This window comes from Solitalea koreensis, from assembly GCF_900182575.1.
GTDB lineage: Bacteria > Bacteroidota > Bacteroidia > Sphingobacteriales > Sphingobacteriaceae > Solitalea > Solitalea koreensis.
Genome location: NZ_FXSZ01000011.1, coordinates 1 through 25,518 on the forward strand (window position 1 = coordinate 1; position 25,518 = coordinate 25,518).

A 25,518-nucleotide genomic window follows, 5' to 3' on the forward strand; every position below is an offset into this window, starting at 1 on the left:
TTAGATTTGTTCATACTTGAAAGTGTCGTAACTTAAAAGTAGAAACAAACGGGGTGACTTTGGTTGCCTCGTTTATTTTTTATCGGACACTACTGAAAATTAACATTAAATTAACATTGAATTAATACTTTTGCAACCGCTAAGAAAATCAGTAAGATATGTCATTGAACTCTATTTTTCAATTTCTCGTTCCTAAGGATAAGAAATTCTTCCCTTTATTTATTAAATCAACAGAGAACCTCGTTGTGATGGCAGATGCAATGATTCAGGTTATGAATACCACAGACATTGCTGAACGTAATGCATTGATCAATCGAATTGATGCTTTGGAGAATATAGGTGATGAAATTACGCATGAAGTATTTATAGAGTTGAGTCAAAACTTCATCACACCATTTGATCGGGAAGATATTCATTACCTGGCCTCAGCAATTGATGATGTAGCTGATTATTTAAATGGTTCGGCAAAGGATATAATTCTTTATAATATTACACAGTTCACTGAGCCTATGCGCAAAATGGCCGTGTTGATTAAGGAAGGAGCTGTTGAATTAGATAAAGCCGTGAAAAATCTGTCTAATATGAAAAATATTAAGGAGATTAATCAAGCTTTGGTGAAAATTCACAGCGTAGAAAACCAGGCGGATGCCGTTCTGGATGCTTCTTTAGCTGATCTTTTTGCAAATGAAAAAAATGCAATTGAATTGATCAAAATGAAAGAAGTGCTTTCGATGCTTGAATTGGCTACCGATAAATGCGAAGATGCAGCCAATGTCATTGAATCGATCGTGTTAAAACATGCTTAATCATCTTATTAATAAGCCCCATTTTTCATGACGCTTCTTATTATAATTATCATACTTGCGTTTGCCTTTGATTTCATCAACGGATTTCACGATGCAGCCAATTCTATTGCTACTATTGTTTCTACAAAAGTGCTTACTCCTTTACAAGCAGTACTTTGGGCCGCTTTTTTCAATTTTATGGCCTATTTGATTTTTGAGCTGCATGTAGCCGATTCAATCGCCAAAATTGTTCGTACAGATGCCATATCTCTTGAGGTAATCTTTGCCGGGCTTTGTGCTGCGATAATTTGGAACCTATTGACCTGGTGGTTAGGTATTCCTTCAAGTTCATCGCACACACTCGTGGGTGGTTTTGCTGGTGCTGCTGTTGCTCATGCAGGTTTTGCTGTGGTTAATTCTGCTCCTATTATCAAAATTATTGCCTTTATTTTTCTTGCTCCGGTATTAGGAATGGTCATCTCTTACTTTTTATCAGTAATACTACTTCATTTATCCAAAAATGGACATCCGAATAAACTTGATAAGCAATTTAAAGGATTTCAACTTATTTCATCAGCCTTATTCAGTTTAGGTCATGGAGGAAATGACGCTCAAAAGGTAATGGGTATTATTGCGGCGGCATTGATGGTCTTTTATAAAGGAGTGGATCCTTCAGTTGTTCCGCATTGGGCACAAATCCAATTGGTTGGCGGTAAAATTCATCATATTCCTATATGGGTAAGCTTGGGTTGTTATACTGCTATTGCTGCTGGAACGCTTTCAGGTGGATGGCGCATCGTGAAAACAATGGGAAGTAAAATTACTAAAATTACCCCTTTTGAAGGGGTTGCTGCCGAAACAGCCGGCGCATTATTGCTATTCGGAACCGAAAAATTTGGTATTCCTGTTAGTACCACGCATACAATCACAGGCGCGATTATGGGTGTGGGTTTAACTAAACGTATTTCAGCAGTTCGTTGGGGTATTACCAGGAGCCTGCTTTGGGCATGGGTGCTAACTATTCCTGTGTCGGGCGCACTTGCTGCATTGTTCTACTGGATTCTGAAATTAGCTCATTTTGCTATGTAATTTCTTGCCAAAATAAAAAGAGCCACTGCTATTTAGCAGTGGCTCTTTTTATTTTATTAGTTGGATTGATGAATGATTGATTTTTATTAACTTAATGAAAATCAGGTTGCTGTGAAATTTATTCTCCTTTCATTTTCTCTCTTCTTTTTAATGATTGATAATCACCTGCCAGGTAAATACATAACGGTTTACGATAAGTGCAATTACTCGGGAAAGCAATTTAATTTAAAACCTGGAGTTTATGGACAAAGTCAATTTAATTCAACCATGTATAAAAAAGTTTCTTCTATTAAAATTCCACCTGGTTTTATCGTAAAGGTTTTTACAGGTGATGATTTTAATGGTACTACAGCTATATATACAAAAAGTGTTGCTTGCTTGGATTCCGTTTTTAATAATAATATAGGATCAGTGATTATTGAACAAGTTGGTTCGCGTCCAGTCGGTAGTCATTAATAGTTTAGTAAGGAGTTTTTTACCCTTTACTTTTTTGATAGGTTTTGTTTATTGAATAAAAGATTAACTCTTCTCCACTTTTTCCCACCTCGACGTCTTATTTATTGAAATTGTAGGCTTTTTTATTTAGTATGTCCTCTTTAAAAAAAACAAATAGGAGTTAAGGCGATTCCAGAATGGCTTTTATATGTGGAAAAATTAACTTTTTGAGACTCAGTAGCTATGATGTAATTTGTGGAAAACTTTTTGTGGGGATTTGTGGGGGAAAGTGGAAATAGTTTTATCTTTACGTAACCAATTGGATAATAAACATCCCGATGACATACTTGATAGGCGAATATGAATGCAAAATTGATCCCAAGGGAAGGGTTATGATTCCTGTGGGGTTGAAAAAGCAATTGCCTTCTGATGAGCAGGGTCGATTTATTTTGAACAGAGGTTTTGAACAATGTTTAGCTTTGTATCCGTATAAGGTTTGGCTGCAGATAGCCGAAAGGGTAAAAGGTTTAAACATGTATGTGAAAGAAAATAGAGAGTTTGCGCGTTATTTTTTACGTGGTGCCACTGAAATACAATTAGATAGCAGTGGTAGAATGCTGATTTCTAAGTCGCTTTTAGAATATGCTAAAATAGATTCAGAGTTAGTAATAACCGGGCTGATGGATCACATGGAGATTTGGTCGCCGGCTAATTATAATTTAAGTATTGATTCAACAAATGAGCCTGCAGACTTTGCAGCATTAGCTGAGAAAGTTATGGGTGGAATAAATAGCGGAGGAGGAGAGTTTAATGGTATATCATAAACCTGTAATGTTGGCTGAATGTCTGGATGGATTAAATATCGATCCGAAAGGAGTTTATGTCGATGTAACATTCGGGGGAGGAGGTCATTCAAAAGCCATTCTTGAAAAGCTTGGACCTGAAGGTAAATTAATTTCATTTGATCAGGATCCGGATGCCGCAAATAATGTAATCGATGACGAACGGTTTACGTTTGTTCCACAAAATTTTAGATACATCAAGAAGTTTTGTCGTTTGCATGGTGTGAAAGAGGTGGACGGAATACTTGCTGATTTGGGAGTCTCTTCACATCAGTTTGACAGTGCTGAGCGAGGTTTTTCAATTCGTTTCGATGCAGAGTTGGATATGCGAATGGATCAGCAAGGCGAGTTGACCGCTAAAAAGGTGATCAATGAATACAGTGAAGAGGAGCTGCATCAAATATTTGGTATGTATGGGGAGATAATTAACTCTAAAACACTCGCCAAAACCATTGTTTTAGGTCGATTGAATAAATCCATCAATACAATTCAGGAATTAAAAGATATCATAAAGCCGGTTGTTAAACGTGGAAAAGAAAATCAATACCACGCACAGTTGTTCCAGGCTTTACGTATAGAGGTTAATCAAGAGTTGGAGGCATTAAAAGAAATGCTTGAACAAACGGCAGAGCTGATTAAGCCAGGGGGGAGATTGGTTGTGATGTCTTATCATTCATTAGAAGATCGATTGGTAAAGAACTTTATTAACAAGGGCAAGTTTAGAGGAGAAGTAGAAAAGGATTTCTACGGAAATGAACTTAAGCCTTTTGAATCCTTTACCAGAAAGGCCATATCGCCCACCGAAGAAGAAATAAAAGAGAATAATCGAGCCCGGAGCGCCAAGCTTCGAATCGGAGTGAAAGTTCAAAGATAACCGAGCAATAAAATTAAAATGCAAAACAGTCTCAAAGAAGAAATGGAGCCTCGCCTCAAGGAGCAGCCTGAAAAGCAGCCCAAAGCTTCTTCTCGCGGGTTCTTTGATTTATTGTTTAAAACAGAGGTTGTTTCTGAAGAAAAGGCTACTCAAATGCTTCCATTCTTTCTTTTTTTGGGTGTTATTGCTATGATTTATATCACCAATAGGCATTTTGCAGAGCGTAATGTTCGCGCTATTAATAAAGCCAATAAAGAACTTAAAGAGCTGCGCTGGGAATACATGACTAACAAGGCTCAGCTAATGTTTTTGAGCAAACAAACCGAAGTTGCGGCAAGAGTAGCCCAATATGGTTTAAAAGAATCTGTTCAACCACCTAAAAAAATAGTGATTAAAAAGGATGAAAATTAAGACCGACATAGTACTACGTGTCTATCTGGCTTATGCCATCCTTCTTGTATTTGCTATTGCCATAACCGGTAGGATTTGGGATCTGCAGTTTGTGCAGGGTAAAAAATGGAGAAAGCTAGCCGATAGTTTAACTACAGGATTTGTAAATGTAGACGCTATGCGGGGAAGTATTTACTCCGAAGACGGAAGTCTTATCGCTACATCAATGCCTGAATACGAAGTTCACATGGATGTAAATACTGATCCGCTTACTGATGATATCTTTGCTGATAAAGTAGATTCCTTAGGTCGTTGTTTAGCCAATCTTTTTGCTGACCGATCGGCGGCTGAATATACAAAGGGTTTGAAAATGGCGCGTGCCGAAGGTGAGCGTTATTACCTGATACATCGTAAAGTGAGCTTCTCTCAATTAAAGGAGCTAAAAGCCTTTCCGATTTTTAATCTTGGAAAATACAAAGGTGGATTAGTAATTATTCAAAAGAATAAGCGTGTGTTGCCTTTTAAAGAATTAGCAGCACGTACCATCGGTTATAAAACTGCAACCGTGCAGCCAGTAGGATTAGAGGGAGCATATGATAGTTATATTTCAGGTCAAAGCGGAAAGCGTTTAATGCAACGTTTAGCAGGGAATGTGTGGATGCCAATTAATGATGACGCAGAAATTGCCCCTGTTGATGGCTGTGATATTATCTCAACACTTAATATTAACATCCAGGACGTAGCACAAAATGCTTTAGAAAAACAATTGATCGCTCAAAATGCCTCAAGTGGTACTGTTATCTTGATGGAAGTTGCAACAGGAGAAATTCGTGCAATAGCCAATCTGAATCGTGTTTCAGAAGGTGTTTATCAAGAGCAATATAATACAGCAATTGGTGCTGCTACTGAGCCGGGTTCAACTTTTAAACTTGCTTCGTTCATGGTAGCTCTCGAAGATGGTAAGTTTAATTTAGAAGATACTGTTGATGTAAGTCGTCCGAGAGCTTTTCGTAACCGCATTATGAGAGATGCGCATCCGATGAAAGAGCCTCGTGCTACTATGCTGAAAGTGTTCGAAGAATCATCAAATGTGGGAACTTCTGTAGCAATTTGGAAGGCCTATAAGAATGATCCTGCTAAATTTGTGGAAGGTTTGGAACGAATGGGTTTTGGCAAACAAATGGGGCTTCAAATTCCCGGTGAAGCTAAGCCGCAATTTAAACATCCGGGGGATAAAGGTTGGTCTGGAACTACCTTGCCATGGTTGTCAATAGGCTACGAACAAACGGTATCTCCGATGCAAATATTGGCTTTTTATAATGCTGTAGCAAATAATGGAAAGTTGGTGGCTCCTAAATTTGTTAAAGAAATTCGTCAAATGGGTAAAACCATTAAAATGGTTGATACAAAAGTATTAGTAGAAAAGATTGCTTCGGATGCCACTTTGACTCAAGCCCGTTTGATGTTAGAATCTGTTGTGAAAGAAGGTACGGCTAAGGCGCTTAGTACTTCCGTTTTTGCTATTGCAGGAAAAACAGGTACCGCACAGATTGCTAACGGAAAGGCAGGTTATCGCGGTAATCTGCGTTATCAAGGTTCTTTCTGTGGATATTTTCCGGCTGATAATCCAAAGTATTCCATGATTGTAGTGATTAATGAGCCCTCAAATCAATTGTATTATGGAGGGGCTGTAGCAGGTCCTGTTTTCAAAGAAGTTGCTGATAAAGTTTATGCTACCTGTTTGGATATTCATCCTGGTATCGATAAGCAATATTCAATTAACGATAAATCGGTACCGGTGGCAAAGGTTGGTTATCGTCCGTCAATTGAATACGTGTACAATAAACTTGGTGTATCAATAAGCGCGAATGTTAAAAAAAGTAGCAATTGGATACATACTGAACAATATGATAACTCAGTGGCAATTAATGAAGTTCCATTAAGTCAAAATATTGTTCCGAATGTAAAGGGAATGGGTTTACAAGATGCCATTTATGTACTTGAAAATGCAGGGATGCATACTGCTGTAAGAGGAAACGGTAAAGTTGTAAATCAATCAATCACTCCTGGAGCTGCAATTCAAAAAGGAAGTACAATTTTTTTAGAACTTAAATAAGCATGCAAAAGCTGAATAACATATTAAAAGATATTCCGGTTCTTGAGCTAATAGGTTCATCAGATAAGGATATTAATGCCATTACGTTCGATTCAAGAGTAGTAAGGGCAAGCACGCTTTTCGTGGCTATAAAAGGCACTTTAGTAGATGGGCATAAATTTATTGAACAATCTATCGAAAATGGTGCGAATGCAATTTTATGTGAAGATTTGCCGAAAACATTAATTGATGGCATTACTTACATTCGTGTGGCTGACAGTCATGCTTCATTGGGTTTATTAGGTGGTAATTTTTATGACCATCCTTCTACCAAATTAAAACTTGTGGGTATTACCGGTACTAACGGAAAAACTACCTGCGCAACATTACTTTTTCAATTATTTCGGCAATTAGGTTATACCTGTGGGTTGCTATCCACAGTTCAAAACCAAATTCAGGATGAGGTCATTCCTGCTACTCACACTACACCTGATGCTGTATCGCTCAATGCGCTATTAGCTAAAATGGTAGAAAAGGGTTGCGATTATGCATTTATGGAAGTGAGCTCACATGCACTTGCTCAAAAACGCATTGAAGGCTTAACATTTACTGGTGGTTTGTTTACCAACATCACTCATGATCACCTGGATTTTCATAAAACTTTTGAAGAATATCTTAAAGCAAAGAAATCATTTTTCGACAATTTGGTTGATAAAGCGTTCGCCATCACCAATATTGATGATAAACGAGGCTTTGTTATGCTTCAAAATACTAGAGCACATCGTAAAACTTACAGTTTGCAAACGCTTGCCGATTTCAAGGCCAAACTAGTTGAAAATCATTTTAACGGGATGCTGTTAAATATTGAAGGGGAGGAAGTTTGGTTTAAACTTGTCGGACAATTCAATGCTTATAATCTTCTGGCGGTATATGCTACTGCCAAAATGTTGGGGCAAGATAAGCAAGAAGTGTTAAGTATTTTAAGCAACATTAAAGGAGCTGAAGGTAGATTTGATCATATGACTGCGCCTAACAAAACTGTCGGAATTGTTGATTATGCGCATACGCCAGATGCGGTTCAAAATGTGTTGGAAACAATTAATGACATCCGCTCTGGAAAAGAGAAGATCATAACAGTTATAGGTTGTGGAGGAGATCGCGATCGCGCTAAGCGTCCATTAATGGCAAAAGTAGCTTGCGAATGGAGTGATAAAGTGATTTTAACGTCTGATAATCCTCGTTCTGAAGACCCTACTGCCATTATTGAGGAAATGGAAAAGGGAGTTCCTGTTGCTGATCGATATAAAACCATCTCCATTGTTGATCGCAAGGAAGCTATTAAAGCCGCTTGTATGCTCGCCCAGCCTGGTGATGTTATTTTACTTGCAGGCAAGGGACATGAAAAATACCAAGAGATTCGCGGTGTAAAGTATCATTTTGATGATAAAGAACAACTGATGGCACAATTTGAGAATTTGAAATAGAGGTTGGCTTAAAACTAAAGAACAAAGTATGTTATATTACTTATTTACTTGGCTTGATAAATATTACGATTTTCCGGGAGCAGGAGTGTTCCAATATATATCGTTCCGTGCCGCTATGGCCGTAATTCTTTCATTAGTAATAACTACAGTATTTGGCAGTCGTTTAATCCATATCCTGTTAAGAAAGCAAGTTGGCGAAACCGTTCGAGATTTAGGATTAGAAGGACAAAAGGAGAAGCAGGGAACTCCGACAATGGGAGGTTTGATTATTCTTGGAGGTATTCTTATTCCCACTTTATTATTTGCTAAAATCAATAATATCTACATCATATTAATGATGATTACCACTGTTTGGATGGGTGTTATTGGTTTTCTTGATGACTACATTAAAGTATTCAAAAAAGATAAAGAAGGTTTAGCAGGACGATTTAAAATACTAGGTCAAATTGTATTAGGACTGATAGTGGGGGTTACGATGTATTATCATAAAGATATTGTAATACGTGAAAAAATTGCTCAACCGGTATATCAATCCAGTGCTGCAGGTTTAACTGATCAAAGTAAATCATCATTGGTTAGCCATTTTACCAGTGATATGAAATCGACAAAAACCAATGTGCCATTCTATAAAAACAATGAGTTTGATTATGGTAAAGTGTTAAAGTTTTTACCTGACTATCAAAAGTATACCCCATTTGTTTTCATTTTGGCGGTAATTATTATCATTACAGCTGTTTCTAACGGAGCAAATATTACCGATGGTATTGATGGACTAGCTACCGGAACCTCAGCTATTATAGGTATGACTCTCGGCGTTTTGGCTTATTTATCGGGTAACTTATTATTCGCTGATTACCTTAATATCGTTTACATTCCTAACTCGGGTGAACTAATGGTTTTTGCGGGAGCTTTTATTGGTTCTTGTATCGGTTTTTTATGGTACAATGCATTTCCTGCTCAGGTATTTATGGGAGATACCGGTAGTTTAGCCTTAGGAGGTATTATCGCCACCTTCGCTATTATGATTCGTAAGGAGTTATTAATTCCAGTTCTTTGCGGAATTTTTCTGGTTGAAAATCTCTCAGTCATCATGCAAGTTTCGTATTTCAAATACACTAAAAAACGATTTGGTGAAGGAAAGCGGATTTTCCTGATGTCGCCGTTGCATCATCATTTTCAGAAAAAAGGATACCATGAATCTAAAATCGTAACCCGATTCTGGATTCTGGGAATAATTCTGGCGGTAGTGTGTATTGTCACATTAAAGCTGAGATAAAAAATAGTTAATAATTATCAGTTAATAAAAATCTGGTCTTGATTCTTGTGTCATAATTCTTAATTCTAAAAAAAGGATGTCAAATAAAAAGAAAATCGTGATTTTGGGAGCTGGCGAGAGCGGGGTGGGGAGTGCTATTTTAGCGCTTAAGCATGGTTTTGACGTATTTATATCTGATTTTGGTTCAGTTTCTGAAAAATATAAAAAACAGCTTGTTGAGCTTGATGTGCCATTCGAAGAACAACAGCATACAGAGGCTATAATTCTTTCGGCTGATGAAGTGATTAAGAGCCCGGGTATTCCAGATAAAGCTCCTATTGTTAAAAAGCTGATAGAAAAGAACATTCCTATTATATCTGAAATTGAATTCGCAAGTCGTTATTCTACAGCAAAAACAATCTGTATAACGGGCAGTAATGGCAAAACCACCACTACCATGCTTACTTATCATATCCTTCAAAATGCCGGGTTGAAAGTAGGTTTGGCAGGTAATGTAGGTCAGAGTTTTGCCAAACAAGTAGCTGAAAATAACTACGATTATTATGTATTGGAACTTAGCAGTTTCCAGCTCGATAATATGTATGAGTTTAAGGCTGATATTGCTATTCTTTTAAATATTACACCTGATCATCTTGATCGATATAATTATGAAATGCAGAATTATGTAAATTCTAAGTTTCGCATTACCCAAAACCAAACATCTGCTGACGCTTTCATTTATTGTCTCGACGATGAGGAAACAATGAAAGAAATTGCAAAACGTGAATTTGCCGCGCAACTTTATCCCTTTTCACTGACCAAAGAAGTTGCACAAGGTGCTTTCCAACAAGATAACCAACTAATCATCAATACTACTAAAAACCAATTTACCATGAATTTAAACGAATTAGCATTGCAGGGTAGGCACAATCTTTATAATTCCATGGCTGCAGGAATCTCAGCCAAACTGCTTGATATCAGAAATGAAAGTTTACGCGGCAGTTTCGGAGACTTTAAGAATGTTGAGCATCGTTTGGAGCATGTAGCAAAGGTACAAGGTATTGAATTTATTAATGATTCAAAAGCCACCAATGTTAACTCGGTTTGGTATGCACTTGAAAGTATGAATACTGAAGTGGTGTGGATTGTAGGCGGAGTGGATAAAGGAAATGATTATTCTATGTTGAACGATTTAGTTAAAGAGAAAGTAAAAGCAATCGTTTGCCTGGGTAAGGATAATAAAAAGATTCATGAAGCTTTTGGAAATACGATCGAGATCATTGTTAATGCATCCTCAGCTAGTGAAGCTGTGAATTTAGCATATCATCTTTCAAAAAAAGGTGATACCGTTTTACTTTCTCCGGCTTGTGCAAGCTTTGATTTGTTTAAAAATTATGAAGACCGTGGCCAGCAATTTAAGGATGCTGTAAAGGAGCTTTAGTTCAACTAATTAATACAGAAACAAATGAATTGGATTTTACAAAAAACGCGTGGTGACCGATGGATCTGGTTGGTAGTATTTGCATTATCAATGATTTCGGTGCTGGCTGTATATAGCTCAACGGGTACGTTGGCCTATAAAAATGATGTAAATCCTGTTCATTATTTGATTAAGCATGGAACTATGATCGTTGCCGGTTTAGTTATCATGTATTTGGCTCATTTGCTCGATCATCGTTATTATTCGCGTATTGCTCAGATACTGTTGTATCTGTCATTACCCCTGTTGTTATATACCTTAGTTTTTGGTTCAAAAGTTAACGATGCTAGTCGTTGGATAACACTTCCAATCATTAACCAAACGTTTCAGTCGTCTGACTTGGCTAAGTTGGCTTTGTTTATGTATTTGGCTCGTGAATTAACCAAGCGTCAGGAACGAATCAAAAGTTTTAAAGAAGGCTTTTTGCCTATATTTTTCGCTGTTTTAGGTGTTTGCGGATTAATTGCGCCTGCTAACCTTTCTACTTCATTAATGATTTTTGGCACCAGTATGCTATTGTTATTGATTGGGAGGGTAAGTTTTAGACAGATGGCCGTCGTTGGAATTGCTGGAGCAGTATTGGTTGCTTTAGTCGTTTTTTTCGGTCCGCGCCGGGGTGTTTACCGCGCTCGGGTTCAGGCTTACTTACATCCTGAGATGGTTCATTCTGATAAGAACTATCAAAGTGATCAGGCAAAAATTGCGATTGCAACTGGAGGTTTGACCGGAAAAGGCCCGGGTAATAGTACTCAGCGAAATTACTTACCCTCACCATATGCCGACTTTGTGTTTGCTATAATTATAGAAGAATGGGGGATGTTGGGTGGAGTTGGCATAATTGCATTGTACCTCATCTTTCTTTATCGATCTGTAAAGATCGTGACTCGAAGTCCGAAGGCATTTGGCGCATTATTGGCAGCGGCATTAAGCTTTAGTTTGGTAATTCAGGCATTCGCAAATATGGCGGTAGCCACCAATTTGTTTCCGGTTACGGGCGTTGCATTACCATTGGTGAGTATGGGAGGAACTTCCATTTTGTTTACCAGTGCTGCTTTTGGAATTATTCTGAGTGTGAGCCGTGATTTGGAAGAAGCAGAAAAGGGTGTTCAAGGTGAAACAGCATAGTTATAATAGAAATGAGCAAAAAAAATACACGGATCGTAATTAGCGGGGGGGGGACAGGTGGTCACTTGTTTCCTGCGTTGGCTATTGCTGATGCGTTGAAGAAGATTGATCCTGCTGTTGAATTGCTTTTTGTTGGTGCGCTTGGTAAAATCGAGATGGATAAAGTGCCGGCTGCCGGTTATAAAATTATTGGATTAGATATAAAAGGATTACAGCGCAGTTTTACAACTGATAATCTCAAGTTTCCGGTTCGTTTGATTAAATCATTATTAAAAGCATTTAGCATTGTCAGAAGTTTTAAACCAGACGTTGCTGTAGGTGTTGGGGGGTATGCTTCGGGGCCTTTGTTATATGCTGCTAGTTTGAAAGGTATTCCTACGGTGGTTCAGGAACAGAATTCATATCCGGGAATCACTAATAAATTATTGGCGAAACGCGCAATAAAAATATGTGTCGCTTATGAAGGAATGGAGAAATTCTTTCCTGCCGATAAGTTGATGTTAACGGGTAATCCGGTTCGTCAGGATATACTTGAAATTGGCGGTAAACGTGAAGAAGCATTTGCTCACTTTAATCTTTCCCCTGAAAAGAAAACAATCTTTTTAACAGGTGGAAGTTTAGGTGCAAGAACATTAAATGAAGGCGTATTAAATCATCTTGAAGAATTCAAGGATGGCAATGTGCAACTGATTTGGCAGTGTGGCAAATTCTATTACAACTCATTGAAAGAGAAATTCAATGAACAGGATTATCCAAATGTTAAACTTTTGGAATTCGTTTCCAGAGTTGATTTAGCTTATGCCGCCGCCGATGTGATGATTGCAAGAGCAGGAGCAAGTACTATTTCTGAATTATGTTTGGTTAAAAAACCGGCAGTTCTGGTTCCTTCTCCAAATGTTGCCGAAGATCATCAAACTAAAAATGCGATGGCCTTGGTGAGCAAACAAGCCGCAATTTTGGTAAAAGACGAAATTGCTAAAAGTGAACTCATACCGGTAACCTTAAGGTTGTTGAATAACGAAGATAAGAAACAGAAATTAGCTGAAAATCTTGGCAAACTTGCATTGCTGAACTCAGCCGATGTTATTGCAAAAGAAATTTTAAAGTTAGTAAAAAGATAGATTGAGATATGGGGCTCAATACTCAATTCGCAATACTCAATACTATAAAATAAATGAAACTGGAAAAAATTAATAAGGTTTATTTAGTTGGAATCGGCGGTATCGGCATGAGCGGTTTGGCGCGTTGGTTTAAACATCGCGGCTGTCAGGTAGCTGGCTATGATCGTACCGAAACCGAATTGACTAAAGAACTGGTTTCTGAAGGAATCGCTGTTACGTACACTGACGAAGTAAGTGCGATCATTACTCCTTTTAACGCTGGTAAAGAGGAAGAAGAGGTGTTGATTATCTATACTCCAGCAATACCTAAAAGCAGTAAAATTCTTAATTTTTTCCAATTTGCTGGTTTTGATTTACAGAAACGTTCTCAGGTGTTGGGAATTATTAGTGAAGGCAGTTTTTGCATCGCCATTGCCGGTACACATGGCAAAACCACAACCTCGACTATTGTAGCTCATTTATTAAAGCATTCGGGCTATGATTGTTCAGCTTTCTTGGGCGGAATAGCTTCTAATTATAATACCAATTTATTATTGGGTGAAAACAATGTTATGGTTGTTGAGGCCGATGAGTTTGACCGATCATTCCTCACGCTTCATCCTGATATCGCCGTGATTACTTCTATGGATGCAGATCACCTGGATATTTACGGTGATAAATCACATTTGGAAGGTTCTTTCAATTTATTTGCCGGTCAGCTAAGTGAAAATGGCGTATTGATTCACAAATATGGATTGCCGTTAAATCGTACCGGAATTAGTTATTCGGTAATTGATAAGGCAAAAGTACACGCAGCAAATCTTCGAATCGAAAATGGTAACTATTATTTCGATTACGAGAATGGTACTTCAATATTGAAAGATATGATGTTAGGTTTACCGGGTCAACACAATGTTGAAAATGCGCTTGCTGCAATCACGATCGGAATTGAATTGGGTATTGAAGAAGGTAAAATTCGCAAGGCTTTGGCTTCATTTCTGGGAGTGAAACGCCGTTTCGAATACATTATCAAACAGAATAATTTGGTTTTTATCGATGATTACGCACATCACCCTGAAGAACTTAATGCTTGTTTGAACTCAGTTCGTCAGTTGTATCCCGGGAAAAAACTAACGGTTGCTTTTCAGCCGCATTTGTTTACTCGCACTCGTGATTTTGCTGACGGATTTGCTGAAAGTTTAAGCAAAGCAGATGAGTTGTTCCTCTTGGATATTTATCCGGCTCGTGAATTACCAATAGAAGGTGTTGATTCAGCAATGATCCTGAATAAAATTAATATCAACAATAAACAATTATGCTCAAAAGCTAATCTGGTTGATTTGATCAGTAAAACCAATATAGAAGTTTTAGTTACCGTGGGAGCAGGAGATATTGATACACTGGTGCAACCATTAAAAAAAATGTTAGAGGAAAAGTAAAATCCTTAAACTGTTAAATGATGAACTTTTTAAAACGAATTAATTGGAAACGAATTTTAATAGTGGCGACATGGGCAACGTGTCTTCTAGGAGTCATTGTGCTATTGAGTTTTGTTTCTGCCAAACAAGAAAAGGTTCGTTGCAAAGGTGTTAAGATAAGCATTGATGGCAAAAGGAATTTTTTGGTAGAAAAGGGTGAAGTGCTTGCCATAATGAATCGGATTCTTCCAAAATTTGTTTCAAAGCCCATTAATGATATTCCGGTTGAACAGATAGAAACGGCATTGGAACGAAATCCTTATATACAACGAGCAGATATTTTTATCGACCTGGACGGAATAGTGAATGTGAAGGTAGTACAGCGTGAACCAATTTTGCGCATTATAAATGCAGCAAATCAGAGTTTTTATGTAGATAAAAATGGATTTAAAATGCCACTTTCGCCTAATTTTTCACCGCGTGTGTTAGTCGCAAATGGTAATATCACTGAAATGCCTTCTTTAAATGATACATTGAAAACAAATGTAGCTAAAGAACTTTTCGTTCTGACTCAATTTGTTGAAGATAATAAAGATGAATTCTGGAAATCGCAAATAGCTGAGATGTATGTAAATGACGCTCATGAAATAGTGTTGATTCCCAGGGTAGGTGATAGTAAAATAGTATTAGGGAATGTAGATGATTTAGAATCAAGATTAAATAATCTGCTTACCTTTTATAAAAAAGCACTCCCAAGGATGGGATGGGATACTTATAAAATAATCAATATCAAATACGCCAATCAAATTATTGGTGTACGTGATACAACAATACAACAAACAAATACAGTAATAACATCATCCATTCAATAAAAACAGTCGGCAATAGAATTAATTAGTTATGGAAAACTCAGAAATAGTTGTTGGATTAGACATTGGTACTACTAAAATCTGCGCCATTGTAGGTCGTAAAACCGAACACGGGAAAATTGAGGTTTTAGGCGTTGGTAAAGCCGATTCACCCGGTGTGAGTCGTGGTACTGTGACAAATATTGAAAAAACGGTTCGCGGTATTCGTGAAGCTATCGAAATGGCTGAATTAAAATCGAATGCCGAGATCAATGTGGTGAATGTTGGTATTGCTGGTCAGCATATTAAAAGTCATCAGCACCAAGGGATGCTCACTCGTAATAATAATAATGACGAGATAAGCCATGCTGATGTTGATCGATTAATTGCTGATATGCATAAGTTGGCAATGAATCCGGGAGAAGAAATTATCCACGTTCTTCCTCAAGAATATGTGGTTGATAATGAGCCTGGAATCTTTGATCCTGTGGGTATGTCGGGTGTGCGTATGGGGGCAAACTTTCATATCATTACCGGACAGGTAACTTCTGTTCAGAATATTATTAAATGCGTAACCAAAGCGAGTTTAGGTTATGATGATATAATTCTGGAGCCGCTTGCTTCAGCCGAAGCGGTGTTGGATCCGGATGAAAAAGATGCTGGTGTTGTACTAGTTGATATAGGCGGTGGAACTACTGATGTGGCTATTTTTCATAAAGGAATTATTCGCCATACTGCTGTGATTCCATTCGGTGGAAATATCATTACTGACGATATAGTGGAAGGATTGCAAATTCTTCGTGCTCAAGCTGAACTATTGAAAGTTCGGTTCGGTTCAACCTTGGCAGATGAAAATGCTGATAACGAGATCATCTCTATACCTGGTTTAAAAGGACGTGCACCTAAAGAAGTTTCGGTGAAAAACCTCGCGTACATCATTCAGGCACGTATGGAAGAAATCATGGAACATGTGTATTATGAAATTAAATGCTCTGGTTATGAAAAGAAATTGACTACAGGTGTTGTTCTTACCGGTGGTGGCGCTCAATTGAAACATTTACCTCAACTTGTTGAGTTTGTAACAGGGATGGATGCTCGCATTGGTTATCCAACTGAACATATCGCGAAGTCGCAATCGGCTGATATTAAAAGTCCAATGTTTGCTACCGGTATTGGCTTGGTGATAAAAGGTATTCAAGCATTAGAAGAGAGAAAAGTGAGGGGTGAAGAAGTTTCTGTAGAAAGACACCAACAGTCATTACCTGAGCGTGAAAAGTGGTTTCATAAATTTTTAAATAAGGCAAAAGACTTCATTAAAGAAGACATTGACGATAAAGATTTTCTTAAATAGATAGAAATTTGAGCAACATTTTGTTGCTAATGCGTTGGAAAATGTCAATAATTATCAACAATGATGGGGTTTATCAACAATGTGCTGTTCTGAAGAAGAAAACGGCGTATTTTTAGCAGCCGAAAAGTATAAAAGTAACAAGCTAAATAAAATTAAAAGCGATCTAAATATATAGCTGATGGAATTTGAAATGTATAAAGAAAAATCATCAATTATCAAAGTAATTGGTGTTGGTGGTGGAGGTGGAAATGCCGTGAATCACATGTATAAACAAGGGATAAAAGGCGTCGACTTCATCATTTGCAATACAGATGCTCAAGCTTTAGAGCTTAGTCCTATTCCTAATAAAGTACAGCTTGGATCCAGCCTAACGGAAGGTCGCGGAGCTGGCTCACTTCCTGAAGTTGGAAAAAACTCTGCCATTGAAAATGTGGAGCAAATAAAAGACATGTTGGGCAGCACTACCAAAATGGTGTTCATTACAGCAGGTATGGGGGGCGGTACAGGTACTGGTGCAAGTCCTATAATTGCTAAAGCTGCAAAGGAAATGGGAATACTTACAGTAGGTATCGTTACTACTCCTTTCGCTTTTGAAGGTAAACGCCGTAAATTACAGGCTGATGAAGGATTGAATGAGTTAAAGCGCCATGTAGATACCTTATTGGTGATTTCAAATGATAAACTACGTCAAATATTCGGTAACCTTACTTTGACAAATGCATTTGGTGAGGCCGATGATATTTTAACAACTGCCGCAAAAGGTATTGCTGAAATTATTACCGTTCCTGGATACATCAACGTGGATTTTGAAGATGTTAAAACGGTGATGAAGGATAGCGGTGTAGCCATTATGGGTTCATGTGCTGCCGAAGGAGAAAATCGGGCGCGGAGAGCTGTTGTAGGAGCGCTTGCTTCTCCATTGTTGAATGATAATGAAATTGAAGGTGCACGGTTTATTCTGTTAAACATTACTTCTGGGAAAAAAGAAGTATTGATGGATGAAGTTTCTGAAATTACCGATTATATTCAGGATGAAGCTGGGCTTACTGCCGATATTATTTGGGGTAATTGTACTGACGAATCTCTTGGTGACGGCATTGCTGTTACTTTAATTGCTACAGGTTTTCAAACACGTTCAGAACGTGAATCAATTAAACCAACAGTAGAGGTAAAACCGGAAAATACTCATCCGGAAAAAAAGGTAACCGTACTTTCTGTTCAAGAAGAATTGCCAGTTGAAAATGTTCAAAATAAACCATCCGTTGAACCTACATTAAAAATTGTGGGACCAACTGTTGAACCTGCAAAAACAGCGTCTGTTGCTCCTGTGAATCAGGTAAGTATTTTTGATTTATTTGGCGTTGAAACGCGTGAAAATAAGTTAGTTGAGCCAACTAATAGGGTGACGCGAATAGAAAAAACCTTTGTAGAGCCAACTGAGAAAGAAGTAATTGTTTCTAACTTAATCGGTGGTTCTGACGAGATTGATGAAGATGAAGAAATGAAACAACAGCTTCAGCGTTCTCGTGAGCGGATCATGAAATTAAAAGATTTAAGTATTCGTATCAATAGCACGAATGGCCTTCAGGAGTTGGAAAATGTTCCTGCCTATGTTCGTAAGAATATGAAACTGAAAGAAACACCACATTCATCTGAATCTCATATCTCTCGTTTCACCCTTTCAAATGATGAAAATGGTGCCGAATTAAGAGCTAATAACTCATTTCTTCATGATAATGTAGATTAGATATTTATTATTTATTAAACAGAAAAGGATTCTCTAATACATATGAAGAATCCTTTTTTGTTTATTGGAAACACCCTATTAATTAGGTAAATGTTTAGGGAGGCGGCGGTACTGGAGCAGCGCTTTAATCCTATTAATTAGGTAAATGTTTAGGTCGTTAAAACTTAATCTTTGATAAATCGCGAATTAACCTTTATTTTGCTAGTCCTAATAGAATATAAATCATAAAAGATACAAACTGTGGATATTTTTGAAAAGATCAAGGAGAAACGTGGCCCGATAGGGCAGCACTCAAAGTGGGCGCATGGATACTTTGCTTTCCCAAAATTGGAAGGAGAGATCGGTCCGTACATGAAATTTCGTGGCAAAGAACATTTGGTGTGGAGTTTAAATAATTACCTGGGCTTGGCTAATCATCCTGAAGTTCGTAAAGCGGATGCTCAAGGTGCAGCTGATTTCGGTTTGGCATTACCTATGGGTGCACGTATGATGTCGGGTAACTCAAGTAATCATGAAGCATTAGAAAAAGAATTGTCAGAGTTCGTTGGCAAAGAAGATACCTTTTTACTTAACTATGGGTATCAGGGTATGGTGTCAATTATCGATACGCTTGTTGATCGTCATGATGTAATCGTTTATGATGCTGAATCTCATGCATGTATTATCGATGGTGTTCGTTTGCATCAAGGTAAACGTTATGTGTATACTCATAACGATATGGAAAGTCTTGAGAAACAATTGCAGCGTGCTGAAAAACTTATTGAAGGTACTCCAGGTGCAATCTTAGTAATTACTGAAGGTGTTTTTGGTATGTCCGGTGTGCAAGGTGATCTTAAAGGTGTCGTTGAACTGAAGAAAAAATACAATTTCCGTTTATTGGTTGATGATGCACATGGTTTAGGTACTATGGGGAAAACCGGAGCCGGTACTCACGAAGAACAAGACGTAATTGATGGCGTTGACGTATACTTTGGAACGTTTGCCAAATCTTTGGCAGGTATTGGAGCATTTGTTTCTTCAACTGAGCAAATTGTTGAGTTCTTACGTTACAATATGCGTTCACAAACTTTTGCTAAGGCATTGCCAATGCCAATGGTAATAGGTTTACGTAAGCGTTTGGAATTGCTTAAGTCTCAGCCGGAACTTAAGGAGAACCTTTGGAAAGTAGTTAATGCTTTACAAGGTGGACTTAAAGAGTTAGGCTTTAATATTGGTAAAACAAATTCTCCTGTAACTCCTGTATTTATGGACGGATCACTTACAGAAGCAACCAATATGATCATGGATTTACGTGAAAATTATTCGATTTTCTGTTCTATTGTAACCTATCCTGTGATTCCTAAAGGAGTTTTGATGTTACGCTTGATTCCAACTGCAGCACATAGTATGGCTGATGTAGAAAGAACATTAAAAGCATTCAGTGAAGTGAAAGAAAAATTAGCACTTGGTGAATATGCCTCAGCTGAAGAGTTTGCTGCGCCTCGTTAAATTCTATTAAATACAAGAAAAAAAGGCCCGGGTTAATAATCTGGGCCTTTTTGCTTGTATACTTTAATGCTGCATCTTGTATACAATACTTGACAATTTATTAATGGAATGTTGAAAGGGTTAGTATTTGAAGTGAGCTATACTAGTTTTAAGCTTTTGGCTTAAGATTTGTAAATGTGTTGATATATAACAAAATACGATCGGGTGGCCGAACGGTTAGGCAAAATTCAGCAAAACTTTATATAGTGGTTCAATCCACTCTCGACCTCCTTCTAAAATTGAAAAACATGATCGGGTGGCCGAACGGTTAGGCAAAAGTCCGCAAGACTTTATATAGTGGTTCAAATCCACTCTCGATCTCTTCATCATCTACCTAAATTAAACATAAAGTGTCTGCTTAACAGTAGGCACTTTTTTATTTTCTTCAGAGTTGTTTATATAGTAATAGTATACATTTGAAAGTTATTTAAGGTTGATGTAAATTCGGTAGAATACCAATAATACTTCATTCGGGTTTGCTTTTACTTTCCTTGTCTTTTACTTTAAATTTAGTTCAGAATAGGAATATAGAATAAGCCCAGTTATATTAGTAGACTAAAGAAGTATGTCAACACGAAGAGAGTTTATCAAAGTTTCTGGAATGGCATTAGCCGGATTAAGTTTGGGTGTTAATAAAGTGTATGCATTTACTGACGATTTTATTAGTAAGCGCCCATTAATTGCTAATCGTCATTTTGTAAGTAATGCGGTTGAATCGTTGGTTAAGAGCATGCGTTCAAAACTTAATGATCGGAAATTAGCGTGGCTTTTCGAAAACTGTTTCCCCAACACACTTGATACTACTGTTCAGTTTAAAAGTATAGATGGTAAACCTGATACATTTGTTATTACAGGAGATATTGAAGCGATGTGGTTACGTGATTCCTCTGCTCAGGTTTGGCCATATTTACCTTTGGCCAAGAAGGATAAAAAGCTGCAGGAGTTATTAGCAGGTGTTATTAACCGACAAATAAAATGCTTGTTGATTGATCCGTACGCAAATGCCTTTAATGATGGCCCGAAAGGAAGTGAATGGGAGAAGGATCTAACCGATATGAAGCCTGAGCTTCATGAACGTAAATATGAACTTGATTCGCTTTGTTATCCTATTCGTTTAGCCTATGGATATTGGAAAACTACAGGTGACACAACACCGTTTGATGCTCAATGGAAAAAGGCGATGGAGTTGGTATATGCTACAATGATCACTCAACAACGAAAGCATAGCAAAGGACCCTATAAGTTTCAACGTGTAACCGGATGGCAAAGTGATACCGTTGCAGGAGCTGGTTATGGAGCTCCAATTAAACCTGTTGGGTTAATCGTTTCAATTTTCCGACCATCTGATGATGCGACTATTTTTCCATTCCTTATTCCTTCCAACTTGTTTGCTGTAGTTTCATTGAAACAATTGGCTGAAATGTCTGAAGTTATTTATAAAGATGATGCTTTCGCATTAAAGTGTAAAAACTTAGCCAATGAAGTGGAAACGGCAATTAATGAGTACGGTATAGTTAATCATCCTAAATATGGAAAAGTGTATGCTTTTGAAGTAGATGGTTTTGGTAATTTTGTTTGTATGGATGATGCCAATGTCCCTAGCTTACTGGCTTTGCCTTATTTAGGATGTTGTAAAGTCGATGATCCAATTTACCTGAATACCCGGAAGCTAATTTGGAGCGAGGATAATCCTTTCTTCTTTAAAGGTAAAATTGCCGAAGGTATAGGTGGACCTCATGTTGGTCCTGATTATATTTGGCCCATGAGTATAATTATGCGTGCGCTGACAAGTACAAGCGATGAGGAAATAAGATGGTGCGTGAAAACATTACGAGATACCGATGGTGGAACAGGATTTATGCATGAGTCCTTTAATAAGGATAACGCTAATAAATTTACTCGTAAATGGTTTGCATGGGCAAACACCCTATTTGGTGAATTGATCATCAAATTAATGAATGAAAACCCTGATTTGTTGAAAGTTAATTAAAAAATAATGTTCTGTTCAAATAAAAGCATATTTATCCTATTAGTTGGTTTAGTTTCAGTTTCAGTTACCAGATGTAATAGTCAAAAAATAACAAATAAAAAAAGTAATCTAACTCTATTTGTTGATCCTTTTATTGGCACAGCTGCACACGGGCATACAAGTCCTTATGCAACTGTTCCTTTTGGCATGGTGCAATTGGGGCCTGATACGGGTAATGATGGTTGGGATTGGTGCTCCGGTTATAATTATAGTGATAGTTCTATTGTAGGCTTTAGTCATACACATTTAAGTGGTACTGGAATTGGCGATATGGGTGATGTAATGTTCATGCCGGGGGTAGGAAGAGTACAAATAACTGAAGGTTCGAAAGCAAATCCTGAAAGCGGCTATCGGGCCAGATTTTCACATAAAGATGAGGTCGCAAAACCTGGTTATTATTCGGTTTTGTTAAAGGATGATAATATTAAAGTTGAACTTACTGCCACTGAGCGTGCAGGATTTCAAAAGTATACATTTCCTAAAACCGATAGTGCCCATGTTATTATTGATCTGTTTCATGGAATTGGTTGGGATAGCCCTACAGATACTTATCTTAAAATTGAAAATGATAGCTTAATAACGGGATATAGGCGTTCAAAAGGCTGGGCTGAAAATCAAGTAGTGTTTTTTGCTGCAAAATTTTCAAAACCAATTATAAAAACAATGCTTTTTGCAGGTGATGTTTTGAGCTCAAATGCAAAAGAGGTTAAAGGTCAAAAAGCAAAAGGGGTGTTATTTTTTAATACTGCTGATCACCATGAGTTATTAGTTAAGGTTGGTATTTCTTCGGTTGATGTGGATGGAGCTTTAAAAAATCTGACAACTGAAATTAAAGGTTGGAATTTTGAAGCCGTTAGAAAATCTGCTAATGATAAATGGGAAAAACAGCTTCAAAAGATTTCAGTTCAAACGCCAACAGATAGTCTAAAAACTATTTTTTATACAGCGTGTTTCCACAGTATGTTAGCACCAACCATTTTTAGCGATGTTGATGGTCGTTATCGCGGTGCCGATAGGAAGACTCATACTGATAAATCTTTTGTTAACCATTCTACCTTTTCACTTTGGGATACTTACCGAGCTAATCATCCGCTGTTTACCATTACACAACCTGAAAGAACGGAAGACTTTGTTCGTTCTTTTTTAGCATTTTATAAAGAAAGTGGATTGTTGCCTGTTTGGCCACTTGCTAATAATGAAACCAATTGCATGATTGGTTATCATGCTGTACCAATTTTGGCAGATGCTTATTTCAAAGGCCTTGCAAAAGATGTGAATTGGAATGATGTTTTTGAAGCGATGAAGAAAAGTGCTTTGCAAAATAAGAATGGTTTAAAACAATTGCGTGAACTTAACTATATTCCTGCTGATCAGGAAGTGTTTTCAATTTCTAAAATGTTGGAATATGCAATTGATGACTGGTGTATTGCTCAGATGGCTAAGAAATTGGGGAAAGAGGATGATTATAAAACCTTTAGCTTACGGGAGCAGAGTTACAAAAATGTATTTGACAAACAAACAGGTTTTTTTAGAGCAAAACTGGCGAATGGCCAATGGAAAGGATCAGGAAAAGGCCCATTTGACCCTAAATATTCTGACCATGAGCACGGCGATTATATTGAAGGTAATGCTTGGCAGTATTTATGGCTGGTTCCTCAAAGTGCAGATACTTTAGTGAATTTATTGGGTGGAAAAGAAGCTTTTGATCAGAAATTAACTAAGTTTTTTAATGAAGACTCAAAAGTAACCGGAGAGCATGCATCAAATGATATTTCAGGTATGATAGGTCAATATGCCCATGGAAATGAACCCGGTCATCATACTAGTTATCTCTATGATTTTGTAGATAAACCTTGGAAAACACAGGAGTTAACCAATCGAATTATGCGTGAAATGTATAATGCATCCCCTGCTGGAATTTGTGGAAATGAAGACTGCGGACAAATGTCGGGTTGGTATGTATTAAGTTCGATGGGGATTTATCCGGTAAATCCTGCTGATGGTAAGTTTTATTTCGGAAGTCCATTGTTTGATCAAGTGACTCTTAATCTGGAAAATGGAAAGACGTTTACAATTAAAGCTCGTAATGTAAGCGGTAAAAATATTTACATTAAATCAATTAAATTAAATGGAAAGGTTTTGCCTCGACTTTATATCAATTATGCTGAGATAATGAATGGTGGAACTTTAGAGTTTGAGATGACTGATAAAATTTAATTAAAAGAGTTGCGCTTATATTGAGCTAACTGAAAGCATCCAAGATAGAAGAGCGCAATTATTTTTATAAAATCTAAAATAATATAGATAATATGTAACTGCGAAGGTTCTGGTTTTCCTCCATTAATGATAATTTGAACACGTTGATGCAATTGAGGTAATAACCAGAACGTTTGTAGTGAAAGAATAAGTAGGACAGTTCCGAATGAAATGGTAATTGGGCTTTTCAAGCGATTACCTAGCATCAATCCAAGACTACATAGCGCGAAAATGAGTTCAGTTTTGTTCAATGCTTTAAAAACCTGACGACCTATTTCTACGCCAACCTGAAGGCTAAGATGTGGAGCTGTGAATTTCACAGGCGCTTCCATAAAGCTAATTGAGCAGATAAATCCGATCCAAACAAAGGTTATAATGATTGGAGCAATAATTTTAGCTTTCTGCATGCTTTAAACGATTGGGGGGAATCCACTTGAACGAATACTTTCAATTTTGAAATTAAACATTTCAGCCATTCGCTCAGCACGCCAAATCGCTTCATCTGCTTTTTCACCTTCAAAGAGTTCTGTTACTACTTTTTTGAATAGAAGTGTCCACTCATCAAAATGTTCTTTAGTAATGGGTAAAGAGGCATGTTTGGGAAACGGGCTTCCAGAATAACCGATTTCTGAAAAGAGTACTGTATTCCAAAATGAATACATGGTATTCATGTGTGAAGGCCATCGGTCTTGAATTTTCTCGTTGAAAATGGGCCCCAGAAGCTTATTGTTCTGGATTCGACCGTAAAAAGTGTCAACAAGAAGTTTTATATCGTCAATATTTTGAAGAGATTTTCGGTTCATTTTTAATAAAATATGGTGTGCAAAGTTAAGTGCTCAATCAGGAATATACTTAACCTGAGGTATAAATGACCTTTTTTTGACACTTTACCCATAGTTTTATTAGTATACTAATTATTTAATTTATTTTAAATCAGTTAGTTAAAATGTACTGATAAATAAGTGTATAGTGTATCTTTTACACTAAAAAATTAGATAGAATATGTTTTTAAAATGAGAAGTTGATGTTAAAATGTGGATAAAATAGTGTTTTAACCCTGTTTTTTGTGATTTAAAAGTTTGCTTTTAGATGAAAAAGAATTTACATTAGCTATGTAATTAACCTAATCGTTTATTAAATAATATTAGAAGGAGTATTTCAAAATGAAAAAATTTAATGAATTCAAAGCTATGTTAGCAGACTTACAAGAAGATGCTGACAAGTTTTACAACAAAGGAAACAATGCAGCGGGTACTCGTGTACGTAAAGGCATGCAAGATTTAAAAACTCTTGCTCAAGAAATTCGTCTTGAAATTCAAGAGGCTAAAAATAATGCTGTTCAAAAGTAATCAGTAGAACATTAAACAAAGCGGCCATTTTCTTTATGA

Annotated in this window: 22 protein-coding genes; 20 read left to right on the forward strand and 2 right to left on the reverse strand. The window is 37.2% G+C overall.

All coding sequences use genetic code 11. The features are described from left to right. The first annotated feature begins 158 nt into the window (after positions 1-158). The 19 genes from FN756_RS12995 to FN756_RS13085 all read left to right on the forward strand — a co-directional run bounded on the left by FN756_RS12995 (position 159) and on the right by FN756_RS13085 (position 24,091). Positions 159-806 (forward strand): DUF47 domain-containing protein, encoded by a 648-nt coding sequence (locus FN756_RS12995; RefSeq protein WP_142604543.1) that lies wholly within the window; start codon positions 159-161, stop codon positions 804-806. 27 nt (positions 807-833) lie between these two features. Further along, positions 834-1,874 carry an inorganic phosphate transporter gene (locus FN756_RS13000; protein WP_142604544.1) on the forward strand — a complete coding sequence of 347 codons (1,041 nt, stop codon included), beginning with the start codon at positions 834-836 and terminating at the stop codon, positions 1,872-1,874. A 111-nt stretch (positions 1,875-1,985) separates the two neighbouring features. Then, on the forward strand, positions 1,986-2,330 hold the full coding sequence (locus FN756_RS13005; RefSeq protein WP_142604545.1) for a hypothetical protein: 345 nt from the start codon (positions 1,986-1,988) through the stop codon (positions 2,328-2,330). A gap of 317 nt (positions 2,331-2,647) precedes the next feature. Further along, positions 2,648-3,133, forward strand: a complete 486-nt coding sequence (gene mraZ / locus FN756_RS13010; protein WP_142604546.1) for a division/cell wall cluster transcriptional repressor MraZ — start codon at positions 2,648-2,650, stop codon at positions 3,131-3,133. Then, positions 3,120-4,025 carry a 16S rRNA (cytosine(1402)-N(4))-methyltransferase RsmH gene (rsmH, locus tag FN756_RS13015; protein WP_142604547.1) on the forward strand — a complete coding sequence of 302 codons (906 nt, stop codon included), beginning with the start codon at positions 3,120-3,122 and terminating at the stop codon, positions 4,023-4,025. The genes mraZ and rsmH overlap by 14 nt, the downstream gene beginning before the upstream one ends. Before the next feature lie 18 nt (positions 4,026-4,043). Further along, entirely contained in the window at positions 4,044-4,436 is a 393-nt protein-coding gene (locus FN756_RS13020; RefSeq protein ID WP_142604548.1) for an FtsL-like putative cell division protein, read from the forward strand. Continuing rightward, a complete protein-coding gene (locus FN756_RS13025) occupies positions 4,426-6,531 on the forward strand; it encodes a penicillin-binding protein (protein ID WP_142604549.1) in 2,106 nt (701 codons plus the stop codon). The genes FN756_RS13020 and FN756_RS13025 overlap by 11 nt, the downstream gene beginning before the upstream one ends. Before the next feature lie 2 nt (positions 6,532-6,533). Continuing rightward, on the forward strand, positions 6,534-7,994 hold the full coding sequence (locus tag FN756_RS13030; protein WP_142604550.1) for a UDP-N-acetylmuramoyl-L-alanyl-D-glutamate--2,6-diaminopimelate ligase: 1,461 nt from the start codon (positions 6,534-6,536) through the stop codon (positions 7,992-7,994). A 28-nt stretch (positions 7,995-8,022) separates the two neighbouring features. Beyond that, positions 8,023-9,270: a phospho-N-acetylmuramoyl-pentapeptide-transferase gene (gene mraY, locus FN756_RS13035; protein ID WP_142604551.1), complete on the forward strand. Its 1,248-nt coding sequence runs from the start codon at positions 8,023-8,025 to the stop codon at positions 9,268-9,270. 76 nt (positions 9,271-9,346) lie between these two features. Then, positions 9,347-10,690 (forward strand): UDP-N-acetylmuramoyl-L-alanine--D-glutamate ligase, encoded by a 1,344-nt coding sequence (murD, locus tag FN756_RS13040; RefSeq protein WP_142604552.1) that lies wholly within the window; start codon positions 9,347-9,349, stop codon positions 10,688-10,690. Positions 10,691-10,714: 24 nt separating this feature from the next. After that, on the forward strand, positions 10,715-11,854 hold the full coding sequence (locus tag FN756_RS13045; RefSeq protein WP_142604553.1) for an FtsW/RodA/SpoVE family cell cycle protein: 1,140 nt from the start codon (positions 10,715-10,717) through the stop codon (positions 11,852-11,854). A gap of 11 nt (positions 11,855-11,865) precedes the next feature. Then, positions 11,866-12,975: an undecaprenyldiphospho-muramoylpentapeptide beta-N-acetylglucosaminyltransferase gene (murG, locus tag FN756_RS13050; RefSeq protein WP_185955286.1), complete on the forward strand. Its 1,110-nt coding sequence runs from the start codon at positions 11,866-11,868 to the stop codon at positions 12,973-12,975. A gap of 53 nt (positions 12,976-13,028) precedes the next feature. Further along, a complete protein-coding gene (murC, locus tag FN756_RS13055) occupies positions 13,029-14,393 on the forward strand; it encodes a UDP-N-acetylmuramate--L-alanine ligase (protein WP_142604555.1) in 1,365 nt (454 codons plus the stop codon). A 20-nt stretch (positions 14,394-14,413) separates the two neighbouring features. Continuing rightward, positions 14,414-15,244 (forward strand): cell division protein FtsQ/DivIB, encoded by an 831-nt coding sequence (locus FN756_RS13060; protein WP_142604556.1) that lies wholly within the window; start codon positions 14,414-14,416, stop codon positions 15,242-15,244. Positions 15,245-15,272: 28 nt separating this feature from the next. Then, positions 15,273-16,571 carry a cell division protein FtsA gene (ftsA, locus tag FN756_RS13065; protein ID WP_142604557.1) on the forward strand — a complete coding sequence of 433 codons (1,299 nt, stop codon included), beginning with the start codon at positions 15,273-15,275 and terminating at the stop codon, positions 16,569-16,571. Positions 16,572-16,749: 178 nt separating this feature from the next. Then, positions 16,750-18,318, forward strand: a complete 1,569-nt coding sequence (gene ftsZ / locus FN756_RS13070) for a cell division protein FtsZ (RefSeq protein WP_142604558.1) — start codon at positions 16,750-16,752, stop codon at positions 18,316-18,318. Positions 18,319-18,558: 240 nt separating this feature from the next. Next, positions 18,559-19,806 carry an aminotransferase class I/II-fold pyridoxal phosphate-dependent enzyme gene (locus FN756_RS13075; RefSeq protein WP_142604559.1) on the forward strand — a complete coding sequence of 416 codons (1,248 nt, stop codon included), beginning with the start codon at positions 18,559-18,561 and terminating at the stop codon, positions 19,804-19,806. 604 nt (positions 19,807-20,410) lie between these two features. Next, the gene (locus FN756_RS13080; RefSeq protein ID WP_142604560.1) at positions 20,411-21,835 is read left to right on the forward strand and encodes a glycoside hydrolase family 125 protein; all 1,425 of its coding nucleotides are present in this window, start codon (positions 20,411-20,413) and stop codon (positions 21,833-21,835) included. 6 nt (positions 21,836-21,841) lie between these two features. Then, entirely contained in the window at positions 21,842-24,091 is a 2,250-nt protein-coding gene (locus tag FN756_RS13085) for a GH92 family glycosyl hydrolase (protein ID WP_142604561.1), read from the forward strand. Here the strand turns inward: FN756_RS13085 and FN756_RS13090 are convergent. Both FN756_RS13090 and FN756_RS13095 read right to left on the reverse strand, forming a co-directional pair. Continuing rightward, positions 24,088-24,537 (reverse strand): hypothetical protein, encoded by a 450-nt coding sequence (locus tag FN756_RS13090; protein ID WP_142604562.1) that lies wholly within the window; start codon positions 24,535-24,537, stop codon positions 24,088-24,090. The genes FN756_RS13085 and FN756_RS13090 overlap by 4 nt on opposite strands. Before the next feature lie 3 nt (positions 24,538-24,540). Then, on the reverse strand, positions 24,541-24,933 hold the full coding sequence (locus FN756_RS13095; RefSeq protein ID WP_142604563.1) for a group III truncated hemoglobin: 393 nt from the start codon (positions 24,931-24,933) through the stop codon (positions 24,541-24,543). A gap of 360 nt (positions 24,934-25,293) precedes the next feature. Between FN756_RS13095 and FN756_RS13100 the strand changes: the two genes are divergently transcribed. Further along, complete coding sequence (locus FN756_RS13100; RefSeq protein ID WP_142604564.1) at positions 25,294-25,479, forward strand: histone H1; 186 nt, start codon at positions 25,294-25,296, stop codon at positions 25,477-25,479. Positions 25,480-25,518 lie beyond the last annotated feature (39 nt).